This is a genomic window from Apibacter muscae (assembly GCF_007845595.1).
GTDB lineage: Bacteria > Bacteroidota > Bacteroidia > Flavobacteriales > Weeksellaceae > Apibacter > Apibacter muscae.
The window spans coordinates 12,819-25,930 of the sequence record NZ_SELI01000026.1 but is presented as its reverse complement, the minus strand read 5'-3'; the positions used below and the strand labels follow the sequence as shown (position 1 = coordinate 25,930).

Here is a 13,112-nt window from a genome sequence, read left to right as displayed (position 1 = left end):
AGTAAAAAACACCTGATTTATCAGGTGTTTTTTATAGTTCTATACTAGGAATTAATTTTTCTCATTCTTAGACTTTTTGGTGTAATTTCAAGATACTCATCATCCTTTATATACTCCATAGATTCTTCTAAAGAAAACTCTACTTTTGGAAATATTTTGGCTGCTTGATCAGTTCCCGAAGCCCTAACATTGGTTAATTTTTTTCCTTTTATTAAATTAACCTCTAAATCATTATCTCTGGAATGTTCTCCAACAATTTGACCTTTATAAATTTGATCTCCAGGTTCAATAAAAAATTTACCTCTATCTTGTAAACGATCTATGGCATAAGCTAAAGCCTGTCCGGTTTCTGATGATACTAATGATCCGTTTTGTCTTTGAGGTATTATATCTTTCATGGGTTGGTAATCTTTAAATCTATGATTAATGATAGCCTCGCCAGAAGTAGCCGTTAATATTAAATTTCTAAGACCGATTAATCCTCTTGAAGATATATCAAATTCTAAATGTTGTAAATCTCCTTTAGGCTCCATTACTTTTAATTCCCCTTTTCTTTGGGTAACTAATTCAATTGCTTTTCCTGAAACTTCAGAAGGTACATCTATAACTAAATGTTCGTATGGCTCCTGTTTAATTCCATCAATTTCTTTTATAGTAACTCTAGGCCGACCCACTTGCAATTCATATCCTTCTCTTCTCATGGTTTCAATTAAAACTGATAAGTGAAGAATCCCTCTACCATAAACGTTGAATTTATCTTCAGAATCTGTTTCTTCAACTCTTAAAGCTAAATTTATTTCCGTCTCTTTCATAAGACGATCTCTTAAATGTCTAGAGGTAACATATTTACCTTCTTTACCAAAGAATGGAGAGGTGTTAATAGTGAATAACATACTCATGGTTGGTTCGTCAATGGAAATTCTAGGTAAAGCTTCAGGATTATTTAAATCCGCAATGGTGTCACCAATATCAAAACTTTCTATACCAACGATAGCACATAAGTCTCCACTTCGTACATTTTCCACTGCTTTTCTACCCAAGCCTTCAAAAACTTGCAACTCTTTTATGCGTATTTTTTTGTTTTGATTATTATCTTGACACAAAATATAATCTTTGCCAGCAACCAAATCTCCTCTATAAACTCTACCAATAGCAATTTTACCTACAAAGCTTGAAAAATCTAGAGAAGTTATCTGCATTTGAGGAGTACCTTCTACGTAAGGCGCTTCAGGTATTAATTCAATAATTTTATCTAATAGATAGGTAATATTATCTGTAGGTTGTTTATAATCTCCAGACATCCAACCTTGTTTGGATGATCCATATACCGTTTGAAAGTCAAGTTGATCTTCTGTAGCATCTAAATTAAACATCAATTCAAAAACCTGATCATGAACATGCTCCGGTTGACAATTTTCTTTATCAACTTTATTTATTACAACAATTGGTTTTAAACCTAATTCTATTGCTTTTCCAAGTACAAATCGTGTTTGAGGCATTGGACCCTCAAAAGCATCTACTAAGAGTAGCACTCCATCAGCCATTTTTAATACCCTTTCAACCTCACCTCCGAAATCAGCGTGTCCAGGAGTATCAATAATGTTAATTTTAACTCCGTTGTAATTCACTGATACGTTTTTAGATAAAATGGTAATGCCTCTTTCTCTCTCAAGATCATTATTATCTAAAATTAAATCTCCGTCATTTTTTTCGACTACGTGACAGGCCTGAATAATCTTATCTACTAAAGTTGTTTTTCCATGGTCTACGTGGGCAATAATTGCTACATTTCTGATTGATTGCATATATATAATTAAAATTCAATGCAAATGTAGTATATTTTATTGCTAAATAAAGTTTGATATATCTTTAATTTTAGTATTTTTAATTAGAATTTATAAAAAATTTGATTCATTCTTTTTACGTATTTTTGATTAAAAAATTAATTATAGATATGAAAATATTTTACGCTTATTTATTAACGGTCTTTTTTTTTCTATTCTTTAACTGTGAAAAAAAAACTATTATTAAGGAAAATAAAGTAGAAAAATTATCTGAAAATAAAGATTCTAGTGAACTCAATATCTCTCATAGTGAAATTGCTCTAGACCCAATTATTTCTGAAGTTCCACAATTTTCAAATGCCGAGGTCAATAAATTTATTAATAAAACAAAAACTTATTACGAAGAAGTTTATAAAGCAGCTAAAGATAAAAATCTAGACAAAGAAATTGAGCTTCAACATAAATCTATTGAAATTGATACAGAATTTTTACAAATAAAAAGTAAATTATCTAACTCTGAACAAAAGCAATTAGAAAATTGGTACATGAAACTGGTGGAAAGTGCTGCTTATTGATTTTATAGATGGTATTGTTTTATAAAACAAATTAATTCATGCAAATTTATAGTGTTTTAGGAATTTTATTATTACTTGGAATTCTAATATTTTTTCTATTTAAGAGAACCAAAAAAAAGAATTCATCTCAGTTAAATAATGAAGTTTCAAAAGAGGGCATTAACATACCCTTAAAAGAGAAGAGCTTTGTAGAGATAGAAGAACATCAATTTAGGATTGAAGGTTCATTAGAAGGAGCAAAAAAAACGAGTAGGAACAGACAAATGCTTTTAATGGATATGAATAGTTATAGTGAGGTATCTTTTGAATTAGAAAAAAGAGGGAATTCAAATACTATATTAGTATTAAACGAAGAAGGATATGATATTGGTTTTTTGAAGAAAGAAGATCAAGAAAAAATAATAAATTATTTAAATAATGTAGATTATAAATTGGAATCAGGGGTTGAGAAATTTTCAAGAACTTCAGAGGGGGAAAGTCTTACCATTTATGTAACTGTATTTCATTATCAATAAATTATTTAATATTTAATAAGTTTTTTAAATATAAAAAATTATATTTTAGATATTTGCAAAAATGAAATCAATGATAAATTTAGAATCTATAATCTCCGAAAGAATCTTCACTAATTGTTTAATGAATGCCTCCGGGGTTAAATGTATGACTTTTGATGAATTAGAGGTTTTAGGAGCTTCAGAATCTGGTACATTTATAACTAAAAGTTGTACACTTCAGCCGCGTGAAGGAAATCCATCACCTAGATATATAGATTTAAAATTAGGTAGTATAAATTCCATGGGATTGCCAAATTTAGGTTTTGATTTTTATCTAGATTATGTTTTGAACGAGAATAATCGTAACAATAAAAATGTTTTCTTTTCTTTAGCTGGTTTAAGCTTGGAAGAAAATATGGAAATGTTAAAGCAAATTCAAAATTTAGACTTTAAGGGTTTAGTAGAACTAAATTTGTCATGCCCAAACATACCTGGTAAACCACAAACCGCTTATGATTTTGATAGAACGCAAGTTGTTTTAGAAGAGGTGTTTTCATTATATAAAAAACCTTTGGGAGTTAAATTACCACCGTATTTTGATATGGTTCATTTTGAAATGATGGCTGAAATATTGAATAAATTTCCATTAAAATTTGTAACCTGTATTAATAGTATTGGAAATGCTCTTTTTATTGAAGATGAGACTGTTGTAATAAAGCCTAAAGGTGGATTTGGAGGAATTGGTGGTGCATATGTAAAGCCTACTGCCTTAGCCAATGTCCGAATGTTTTATAAATTATTGAGAAATGATATAGCTATAATTGGATGTGGAGGAGTAGAAAACGGTAGAGATGTCTTTGAGCATCTATTATGTGGCGCCTCTATGGTACAAGTAGGGACACAATTAATGAAAGAAGGAACTGATGCATTTCAAAGATTAATTTTGGAACTTAAAGAAATTATGCAAACTAAGGGCTATAATAATATCGAAGATTTTAGAGGAAAGCTTAAAGAACTATAATTCCTTAGAGTATTTAAAGATTATATATTTTCAAGAAATTGATTTAAATATTAATTTAAATCAATTATAAATCAACCTAAAGTTACATTTAATTAAAGAATGAAAGTGTTTTAGGTATTTACTTTTTAAAATAATATTTAATTATACTTAATTATTGTAGCAATAACAAGGTTTATTTTAAGTTTAAATATGATTGAAATGTAATTATTTAAAATGATTACGATTTCACTTATACATTGTAAATGTTTAAATTATAATTTTATAAACAGATTTTGAATTTAAAATATTCTTAATTAAAAGATAAATAACCTGATTAGGAGCCGATTGAATTATGAAAAAAATTAGACATAAATTATATAGAAGATACGTATCTGGTTCCCAAAAATGGTACTCAAGTATCTACATTATATTATTATCAATTTTTATTGTGTGGATGATATTTTTTGATACGAATTCCTATTTAACACACAGGGAGCTTAATAAGGAGCTATCAAAAATAAAACATGAAAAATCTTATTATAAATCGAAATTAGATTCAGAGCATGCGCAATACACGAATTTAAAATATAACAAAGATGCTAGGGAAAGATATGCTAGAGAGAATTATTTTTTTAAACGTAAAAATGAAGACATCTTTATAATTATTCAAGACTCAAATACAATAAAAAAATAATCTATCTATATGAATTATAAAGAAATTAGTAAAGGTATATTAAGTGCGTTTACAGTTATAGTAATTTCTACTCTATTGGTGTTTCTGTTATGGAAAGTTCGTTATATTGTTGGATATATATTTATCTCATTCGCATTTTCGTTAATGGGAAGACCTTTAATGAATTTTTTTAATGAAAAATTGCATATATCTAAAACTATTTCAGCATTTACAACCATGTTTGTTATGCTAGGTATTTTAACCATATTTTTTAGTTTGTTTATACCATTGGCAATAAATCAAGCAGGGAATCTCTCTTTGTTGGATACCAATCAATTGCAAGATACCATAACTAAACAGATTAAGTTAATTGATGAAGCTTTAAAAAGTAAACATATTTATTTGTTTGATGGGAATTATAGACAATTATTTATGCCACAATATGCATTTAAAATTCACAAAGAAACACTTCAAAGTGGCTTTTCGTTTATAGCAGAAATTGGAGTGTCAATTTTTTCTATCATATTTATTACTTTTTTCTTTTTGAGAGAGAAAGATTTATTTAATAGAATTATTATAGGTGCAGCACCTACTAATGATAATGATAAAGTAGTTGAAGCAATTACAAATATTAAAACTTTATTAACCAGATATTTTTTAGGATTATCCCTACAAACATTTTCCATGTTTATATTGTATATAATCATATTAGGTATATTCAAAGTTGAAAATATGATTATTATTGCTTTGTTCTGTGCAACCTTAAATTTAATCCCTTATTTAGGGCCTTTGATAGGCTTTTTTGTAATAAATTTATTAAGCATTAGTAGTATGTTTTCATTAGGAATGGATTTTAATACACAGATCACCACTAATATTTTTTGGATAAGTATTCTTTATTTTATTGCTCAATTGTTGGATAATGCAATTTTTCAACCATTGATTTATGCGAAAAGTATAAAATCTCACCCTTTAGAGATTTTTTTAGTTATGTTAATATTTGGGGTTCTTTTTGGAATTCTAGGAGTAATCTTTGCTATTCCGGGCTATACAGTTTTAAGAGTAATCCTTAAAAGTTTTTTTAGTAGGTTTAAAATTGTTCAAGCAATTACTAAAAATTTATAATTTTTTTTATTAAATTTTAATTAATTTGTAATGAATATAACATTTGTTATATTCATTGATAATATATCTTCCATATTTAAAGCATCTAACCATCTTAGTAAAGAAACTAAAGCCTGTGTGAATTCTTGACAGTTTTTCAATTATATCTTAACAAATTGGGTAAATTATTCATTTCAATTGAATGACGACTTAAAATCATGTTTTAATACAAGCAAATTAAATCTTATAATATTATTTATATTAATAGATAAATTACGTTTGGCATTCAAGCCAAATAGAGTTCCCTCAACATATTTAAATTCAAATTTATACGTTATATTAATAACCAAACATGAAATAGTTAGAAAGAAATATACATGTAATTTTGAAAAATAAGTTTAAGGAATTAGAATAGGATTATATTTATTAAAACCAGTTTTATTGATTGATCTTAAATTGAATAAAAATAAATTTATAAAAATATATATGTAAAATCACTAATGAAAAAATAACAGATAATTATATATTGTATTATATAATAATGTATATCTTAAATATTAACAATATAGATACAAAAATATGGTAGTTGATTAAATTTTATTGAATTTAAAATCAATAAATAATGTAATATATTTGTAACCTTTTAAGAATATCACGATATAAATGGAAAAGAAAATAAAGAAAAAAAGAATATTTAGAGATGCCTTTGGTTATTGGTTTATATTTAAAAGATTGCTAATATTCGTTTTTGGAACAATATCTTATAATCGTTTCAATGGATTTAATAAACTAAAAATAAAAGGGACGGAAAATTTAGTCAATTTGCCTGATAGAAATGTTCTTTTTGTATCTAATCACCAAACTTATTTTGCAGATGTTTTTGCCATGTACCATGTATTTTGCGCGGTAAAACATGGCTATATAGATACCTTGAAAAATCCGATATACTTACTTGATCCAAAAGTGGATTTATACTATGTTGCCGCTAAAGAAACCATGAATAAAGGAATATTGTCCAAATTATTTGCATTAGCGGGAGCTATTACTGTAAAAAGAACGTGGAGAGATGCTGGCAAAAGTGTTAATAGAATGGTGGACATGTCTGAAATTGATAATATTCTAAAAGCATTGGATAGTGGTTGGGTGATAACTTTTCCTCAAGGAACGACTAAACCATGGTCTCCCGGTAGAAAAGGTTCTGCAAAAATTATACAAAAAAATAAGCCTATAGTTATACCTGTTGTTATCGATGGATTTAGAAGAGCTTTTGATAAAAAAGGTTTGATTGTAAAAAAGAGGGGAGTAGAACCTAAGATGACCTTTAAGGCTCCCATAGAAATTGATTATGAAAATGAGGATGCAAACATGATTTTAGATAAAATTATGAATGCAATAGAACAAGATCCTAAATACTTAAAAGTTAAAACCGTTGAAGAATTAGAGGCGGAAAGAGAAGAAGAAAAAACACGTCCATTTTTTGAATTTTAATTTTTATTAAATAAAATAATTAATCGTAGTTCTTAGTTTTTTACTATTATATTTGTTTAGATTTAATTTTGATGAAAATACATTTTATTGCAATTGGAGGTAGTGCTATGCACAATTTAGCATTAGCATTAGCACAAAAAGGATATGAAATTTCAGGATCGGACGATGCAATTTTTGAGCCTTCCTTTTCCCGATTAAAAAATCATGGAATTTTGCCTAAAGAGTTAGGTTGGTATCCAGATAAAATTACTTCAGATTTAGATGCAATAATATTGGGAATGCATGCCCATCCAGATAACCCTGAATTAAAGAAAGCGAAAGAATTAGGTCTTAAAATATATTCTTATCCTGAATTTATATTTGATCAAACAAAAAATAAAACTAGGGTTGTTATAGCCGGTTCACATGGTAAGACTACCATCACCTCAATGATATTACATGTATTAAAATATCACGATAAAAATGTAGATTATATGGTTGGAGCCCAGCTAGAAGGCTTTGATACGATGGTAAAGCTAACAAAAGAAAATGATTTTGTACTATTGGAAGGTGATGAATACTTATCTTCGCCTATAGACAGAAGATCCAAATTTTTACATTATAAACCCAATATAGCTTTATTAAGTGGTATCGCTTGGGATCATATTAATGTTTTTCCAACTTTTGATAATTATAAACAACAATTTATAGAATTTGTAAACTCAATTAGTGATGGGGGGGGATTAATTTACAACGAAGAAGATTCCGAAGTATTGAAAGTAGTAGAAAAAACAGATAAATACATTAAAAAATTTCCATATAAGACTCCTGATTTCTTTATAAAGAATGAAAAAGTATATCTTCAAACGCATGAAGGCGAGGTACAATTGTCAATATTTGGGAGACACAATCTAATCAATTTAGAAGGAGCACGATTAGTTTGTAACCAATTAGGAATACAAGATATTGAATTCTACGAAGCCATAATGAGTTTTAAAGGAGCCTCTCGAAGATTAGAAAAAATCTATGAAAATGAAAATTTTCTAGTTTTTAAAGATTTTGCACATGCACCATCAAAAGTTGCAGCAACTGTTCAAGCAGTTAAAGAAAATTATAAAAATAGACATTTAGTTGCTTGTTTAGAATTGCATACCTACAGTTCATTAAATCCAGAGTTTTTAAATCAATACTGTGGAGCTTTAGATGATGCAGATGAAGCTATTGTTTTTTATAGTCAGGAAGCTATTAAAATAAAAAGATTACAACCAATTTCAGAAGAATTAATCAAAAATTCATTTCAAAACAATAAACTTAAAATTTTTACGGATTCTGAAACATTAAGTAACTATTTATCAAGTCTTGATAAAACAAATACAGTTTTTTTAATGATGAGTTCAGGAAGTTATGCAGGTATGGATTTAGATAGTATATTTATAAGTAAATGAAAGTTTAAAATTTAAAATAATATATTAAAAAAAATCTTCAATTTTTATAAAAATATGAATTCAATCCAAAGATTTTAACAGCGATAACTTTCAATGCTTTGAAAGTTAACGTTTTGATTGAATGTAAGTAATGATTATACATCAACTAAAACCTAATATCTAAAAATCTTAAGTTACTTACAAATTAATCTTAAATTTTCTATATAAAATTTCAAAAAGTTATAAATTAACTATCTATGGATGTAATAAACTCCAAAGTTCATCTTTTAAAACTACTAAATTTTTCTGTGTGACTGCAGATATAAAAATGAGTTTAAAATTATCAGGGAAGGTTTTTCTAATTTCATTTTCTAATTCTTCATCCAATAAGTCTGATTTAGAAATAGCAATTAATCGATCTTTATCCACCAGCTCCGGATTGTATTTCTCTAATTCGTTTAATAATATTTGGTATTCTTTATAATAATCTTCTGTATCTGCAGGAATTAAAAATAAAAGAACAGAATTTCGTTCAATGTGTCTCAAGAATCTATATCCCAATCCTTTTCCTTCAGATGCACCTTCTATAATTCCGGGAATATCAGCCAAAACAAAGGATTGAAAATTTCTATATTCAACAATACCTAAATTAGGGACTAAGGTTGTAAATGCATAATTGGCTATTTTAGGTTTAGCTGAGGTTAATGCGGATAATAAAGTTGATTTTCCCGCATTTGGGAATCCTACTAAACCAACATCACCTAACAATTTTAACTCCAATAATATAGTAGCTTCTTCACCAGGAAGCCCGGGCTGAGCGTAACGTGGTGTTTGATTGGTGGGAGATTTAAAATGTGAATTTCCCAAACCGCCTTTACCGCCATGTAATAGAATAATTTCTTGTTTATCTTCCTCAATTTCAGCTAAAACATTACCCAACTCATCTTTAGCTATAGTACCCACAGGAACATCTACGTAAACGTCCTCACCACCTGCGCCGGTTAATTCCTGTTTACCCCCAGGTTTACCATTTTCTGCACGTATATGTTTAGAATATTTTAAAGGAAGTAATGTCCATAATTGTGCATTTCCCCTAAGGATAATATGACCGCCTCTACCGCCATCTCCACCATCTGGTCCACCTTTGGGGATATATTTAGCCCTATGTAAATGCGCAGACCCTGCACCTCCATGTCCGCTTTTGCAATAGATTTTTACATAATCAACAAAGTTAGACTGCATACGTTTTTATATTTTATAAAAAGAGGACTATTATCAGTTGCAGTAATAATCCTCTTTTAAATTTATTTAATATTTTTATGATGATTAAATCACTGTTTCAATCTCAGTAGATAGAGAATTTGTAATCTCCTCAATAGTTCCTTCCCCAGCAATTTCTCTTAATTTATTCTGGTTTTTATAATATTCAGAAACAATGGCTGTTTTATCGTAATATTCTTTAATTCTGTTTCTAATAATAGACTCATCAGCGTCATCGGTTCGTCCGCTTTCAATACTCCTTTTTAAAATTCTTTGTACAAGAATTTCATCTTCTACATATAGAGCTAAGGTTAAACTTACATTAGTTTCAAATAATTCTTTCAATAAAAGATCCAATGCTTCTGCTTGACTTGTTGTTCTAGGATAACCATCTAAAATAAATCCTTTTTGGTCATAGTTTCTTTTTAATTCGTCCTTTAGCATTTCCGTAGTAAGTTCATCAGGTACCAAATTTCCTTTATCCATATAGGATTTAACCTGAATTCCTAAAGAAGTTTCATTTTTAATATTGTAGCGAAACAAATCTCCGGTTGAAATATGCTTTAAATTGAATTTTTTTGATAAAATTTCTGCTTGGGTTCCTTTTCCACTTCCCGGAGGTCCAAATAATACAATTATATCCATTGATATATTTTTAAATGTTTTCTTTAAGTTGATACAAATCTTTTAAATTTCTGCCTAATCCATCGTAATCTAATCCATAACCAATAACAAACTTATTAGGGATATTCATGCCTATTAAATCAATGTTAAGATCTTTGGTATAAACTTCAGGTTTAAAAAATAAGGTTATAATTTTTATACTATTTACAGGTTTAGCTTCAAGTAATTTGTATAAATATTCCAAAGTATTTCCTGTATCTATTATATCCTCTAAAATTACAATGTCTCGATTGGTTATATCTACAGAAATATCTTTGAGTAGATTGATATCCCCTGTACTTTGTATACCTTTGTAAGAAGATAATTGTAAAAAACCAATTTCGCAATCTCCTTTATAATACTTTAAAAAATCACTGAAAAACATAATGACACCGTTTAGAACACCAATAAAAACAGGAACTTTATTTTCGTATTCCTGATATAAAGTATTAGCCATTCGTTCTATGGATTGTTCAATATCCTTTGATTCTATAAACGGAACGAAAGTTTTATCGTGAATTTTAATTTCAACCATATTTAGTCTATTCAAGACGACAAATATAATGATATTACAAGAATTACTAAAAAGTTTGTTATTTATTCAATATTTTAGAGGGAATAATTAATACAGGAATTTTAGATTTTTTTATAATTTCGTTAGAAACACTTCCTAATAATACATCCATAAAAAGTCCTTTTCCGTGTGAACCCATTACAATCATACGAACATTTAATTTTTCAGCTTCTTGCAAAATAATTTCTGAGGGAATCCCTTGTTTAATAATGATTTCAACATCAATTGATTCAGCTTTTAATTTACTCTCATATTTTTTTAATTCAAATATTTCTTCTTTCATCCCTGCATCTTCAAGCTCTGGTAAATACTGAAACCCTAAATCTCCTATAACAAAACCTAAATCCAAACTTGCCACATGTAATAAATAAACTTTACTTCGGGTATCTTTTGCATAATCTATAGCCTCGTTTAATAAATGATCGGTTAAATTCGAAAAATCAATCGGTACAAGAATAGTGTTCATAAATAAAGATTTTTAATAATTTCTTTTAAATATACTCTTATTTTTAATTATAACATACAATTGAGAAACAATTTTATGATAAATTTTACTACTTTTGCAATCTTAGAAATTCTTTAAAAATAAAAATGGAATTATTCATTCAAATATCACAATTGTTATTGTGCTTATCAATTTTAGTAATCTTACACGAAGCCGGACACTTTTTTGCAGCTAAATATTTTAAATGTAGAGTTGAAAAATTCTATTTATTTTTTGATCCTTGGTTTTCTTTATTTAAAAGGAAAATAGGAGAAACAGAGTATGGGATTGGCTGGTTGCCTTTAGGAGGATATGTTAAAATTTCTGGGATGATTGATGAAAGTTTGGATACCGAACAGTTGAAAAAAGATCCTCAACCTTGGGAGTTTCGCTCTAAACCTGCTTGGCAACGTTTAATTATTATGTTGGCTGGTATTATAGTTAATATTATTTTAGCTATTGTTATATACACCGGTATACTTTATACCACTGGCGAAGAAACCATTAACACTCAAGAATTAAAGGATGGTTACGTGTTCTCTGAAGCTGGAAAAAAATTAGGTTTTCAAGATGGGGATGTAATACTTGAAGTTGATCATAAACCAATTCCTACCTTAAATTACCTACCCGTATCCATATTGTTTGGCGATCAAGTAAGTGTGAATAGAAATGGAAAAATTATTCACTTAGATCTTCTTCCGGAGGCTAAAAAATATGTGTTAAGCAGTGAAGGAAAAAGTTTTATTTCTCCAAGGATAATTTCAGATGTTGATTCTATAACTCCCAAAAGTGTAGCCTCTAAACACTTAAAAAAAGGAGATATAATAGTTAGTATTAACGGTATGCCTATTCAATATTTAGATCAACTAAAAAAAGATTTACTTACACATAAAAAAGATACCGTTTCATTAGGTATTTTAAGAGGTGAAAAACAAGTTATTGAAAAAATTTATGTGCCTGACAGCGCTGTTTTAGGATTTATACCGAGCGCTAACATCCTTAAGAATGCAACCGCTTATAAAAAATATTCATTTTTACAAGCCTTGCAAAGGGCACCATCATTATCTTGGGATATGTTGTTGATGCAGATTAAACAATTTAAAATAGTTTTAAACCCTAAAACTGAAGCTTATAAACATGTAAGCGGTCCATTGCGTTTATATCAAGCATTTTCACCAGAGTGGGATTGGTTACATTTTTGGAGTTTTACCGCAATGTTTTCCATTTGGTTGGCTTTTTTAAATATATTACCTATACCAGGGTTGGATGGGGGACATGCCTTATTTACAATTGCTGAGATGATAACAGGAAGAAAGCTCAGCGATAAGGCTATGGAAAAAGTTCAAATGGTTGGGGTTATTATACTTCTTTCGTTAATGGTTTTAGTCTTTGGAAATGACATTTGGAATATTATTCAAAATATAATAAAAAAATAACAAAAATTTGTTGTTATAAAAAAAAATACATATATTTGCAACCGCAAAGGCAAATTCCTCCTTAGCTCAGTTGGTTAGAGCATCTGACTGTTAATCAGAGGGTCGCTGGTTCGAGCCCAGCAGGAGGAGCTGTTCAATACCAAGCACCTATAATTATATAGGTGCTTTTTTATT

13 protein-coding genes and 1 tRNA gene are annotated in these 13,112 nt (G+C 28.5%); 9 read left to right on the top strand and 5 right to left on the bottom strand.

The window, feature by feature from the left end; genetic code table 11:
* Nucleotides 1-44: 44 nt before the first annotated feature.
* On the bottom strand, nucleotides 45-1,805 hold the full coding sequence (gene typA, locus ETU10_RS10660) for a translational GTPase TypA (protein WP_146312154.1): 1,761 nt from the start codon (nucleotides 1,803-1,805) through the stop codon (nucleotides 45-47).
* Between the two features lie 149 nt (nucleotides 1,806-1,954).
* Here typA and ETU10_RS10655 point away from each other — a divergent pair, with 149 nt between their 5' ends.
* From ETU10_RS10655 to ETU10_RS10625, 7 genes are all read left to right on the top strand, one after another.
* Nucleotides 1,955-2,359, top strand: a complete 405-nt coding sequence (locus ETU10_RS10655) for a hypothetical protein (protein WP_146312152.1) — start codon at nucleotides 1,955-1,957, stop codon at nucleotides 2,357-2,359.
* A gap of 38 nt (nucleotides 2,360-2,397) precedes the next feature.
* Nucleotides 2,398-2,874: a hypothetical protein gene (locus tag ETU10_RS10650; protein ID WP_146312150.1), complete on the top strand. Its 477-nt coding sequence runs from the start codon at nucleotides 2,398-2,400 to the stop codon at nucleotides 2,872-2,874.
* Between the two features lie 73 nt (nucleotides 2,875-2,947).
* Complete coding sequence (locus tag ETU10_RS10645) at nucleotides 2,948-3,874, top strand: dihydroorotate oxidase (RefSeq protein ID WP_146312272.1); 927 nt, start codon at nucleotides 2,948-2,950, stop codon at nucleotides 3,872-3,874.
* A gap of 331 nt (nucleotides 3,875-4,205) precedes the next feature.
* Nucleotides 4,206-4,547, top strand: coding sequence for an FtsB family cell division protein (locus ETU10_RS10640; protein WP_146263206.1), 342 nt, complete (start codon nucleotides 4,206-4,208; stop codon nucleotides 4,545-4,547).
* Between the two features lie 9 nt (nucleotides 4,548-4,556).
* Nucleotides 4,557-5,651 carry an AI-2E family transporter gene (locus ETU10_RS10635; RefSeq protein ID WP_146312149.1) on the top strand — a complete coding sequence of 365 codons (1,095 nt, stop codon included), beginning with the start codon at nucleotides 4,557-4,559 and terminating at the stop codon, nucleotides 5,649-5,651.
* A gap of 654 nt (nucleotides 5,652-6,305) precedes the next feature.
* A complete protein-coding gene (locus tag ETU10_RS10630) occupies nucleotides 6,306-7,118 on the top strand; it encodes a lysophospholipid acyltransferase family protein (protein WP_146263230.1) in 813 nt (270 codons plus the stop codon).
* 71 nt (nucleotides 7,119-7,189) lie between these two features.
* Nucleotides 7,190-8,542, top strand: a complete 1,353-nt coding sequence (locus tag ETU10_RS10625; protein ID WP_146312147.1) for a UDP-N-acetylmuramate--L-alanine ligase — start codon at nucleotides 7,190-7,192, stop codon at nucleotides 8,540-8,542.
* 234 nt (nucleotides 8,543-8,776) lie between these two features.
* On the opposite strand, the gene obgE is transcribed toward ETU10_RS10625, so the two are convergent.
* The 4 genes from obgE to ETU10_RS10605 form a co-directional block, all read right to left on the bottom strand.
* Entirely contained in the window at nucleotides 8,777-9,763 is a 987-nt protein-coding gene (obgE, locus tag ETU10_RS10620; protein ID WP_146312145.1) for a GTPase ObgE, read from the bottom strand.
* Nucleotides 9,764-9,847: 84 nt separating this feature from the next.
* Nucleotides 9,848-10,426 (bottom strand): adenylate kinase, encoded by a 579-nt coding sequence (locus ETU10_RS10615; RefSeq protein WP_146312143.1) that lies wholly within the window; start codon nucleotides 10,424-10,426, stop codon nucleotides 9,848-9,850.
* A gap of 10 nt (nucleotides 10,427-10,436) precedes the next feature.
* Complete coding sequence (gene hpt / locus ETU10_RS10610; RefSeq protein ID WP_146312141.1) at nucleotides 10,437-10,979, bottom strand: hypoxanthine phosphoribosyltransferase; 543 nt, start codon at nucleotides 10,977-10,979, stop codon at nucleotides 10,437-10,439.
* 58 nt (nucleotides 10,980-11,037) lie between these two features.
* The gene (locus ETU10_RS10605) at nucleotides 11,038-11,484 is read right to left on the bottom strand and encodes a universal stress protein (protein ID WP_146312139.1); all 447 of its coding nucleotides are present in this window, start codon (nucleotides 11,482-11,484) and stop codon (nucleotides 11,038-11,040) included.
* A 125-nt stretch (nucleotides 11,485-11,609) separates the two neighbouring features.
* Between ETU10_RS10605 and rseP the strand changes: the two genes are divergently transcribed.
* Entirely contained in the window at nucleotides 11,610-12,938 is a 1,329-nt protein-coding gene (gene rseP / locus ETU10_RS10600; protein ID WP_146312137.1) for an RIP metalloprotease RseP, read from the top strand.
* Between the two features lie 55 nt (nucleotides 12,939-12,993).
* A tRNA-Asn gene (locus tag ETU10_RS10595) sits at nucleotides 12,994-13,067 on the top strand.
* Nucleotides 13,068-13,112: the final 45 nt, after the last annotated feature.

Bases quoted from the DNA above. Each gene is read 5' to 3' on its own strand.
- hpt (WP_146312141.1), bottom strand. From the start codon at position 10,979: ATGGTTGAAATTAAAATTCACGATAAAACTTTCGTTCCGTTTATAGAA.
- ETU10_RS10625 (WP_146312147.1), top strand. From the start codon at position 7,190: ATGAAAATACATTTTATTGCAATTGGAGGTAGTGCTATGCACAATTTA.
- ETU10_RS10640 (WP_146263206.1), top strand. From the start codon at position 4,206: ATGAAAAAAATTAGACATAAATTATATAGAAGATACGTATCTGGTTCC.
- ETU10_RS10615 (WP_146312143.1), bottom strand. From the start codon at position 10,426: ATGGATATAATTGTATTATTTGGACCTCCGGGAAGTGGAAAAGGAACC.
- ETU10_RS10655 (WP_146312152.1), top strand. From the start codon at position 1,955: ATGAAAATATTTTACGCTTATTTATTAACGGTCTTTTTTTTTCTATTC.
- ETU10_RS10635 (WP_146312149.1), top strand. From the start codon at position 4,557: ATGAATTATAAAGAAATTAGTAAAGGTATATTAAGTGCGTTTACAGTT.
- rseP (WP_146312137.1), top strand. From the start codon at position 11,610: ATGGAATTATTCATTCAAATATCACAATTGTTATTGTGCTTATCAATT.
- typA (WP_146312154.1), bottom strand. From the start codon at position 1,805: ATGCAATCAATCAGAAATGTAGCAATTATTGCCCACGTAGACCATGGA.
- obgE (WP_146312145.1), bottom strand. From the start codon at position 9,763: ATGCAGTCTAACTTTGTTGATTATGTAAAAATCTATTGCAAAAGCGGA.
- ETU10_RS10650 (WP_146312150.1), top strand. From the start codon at position 2,398: ATGCAAATTTATAGTGTTTTAGGAATTTTATTATTACTTGGAATTCTA.
- ETU10_RS10605 (WP_146312139.1), bottom strand. From the start codon at position 11,484: ATGAACACTATTCTTGTACCGATTGATTTTTCGAATTTAACCGATCAT.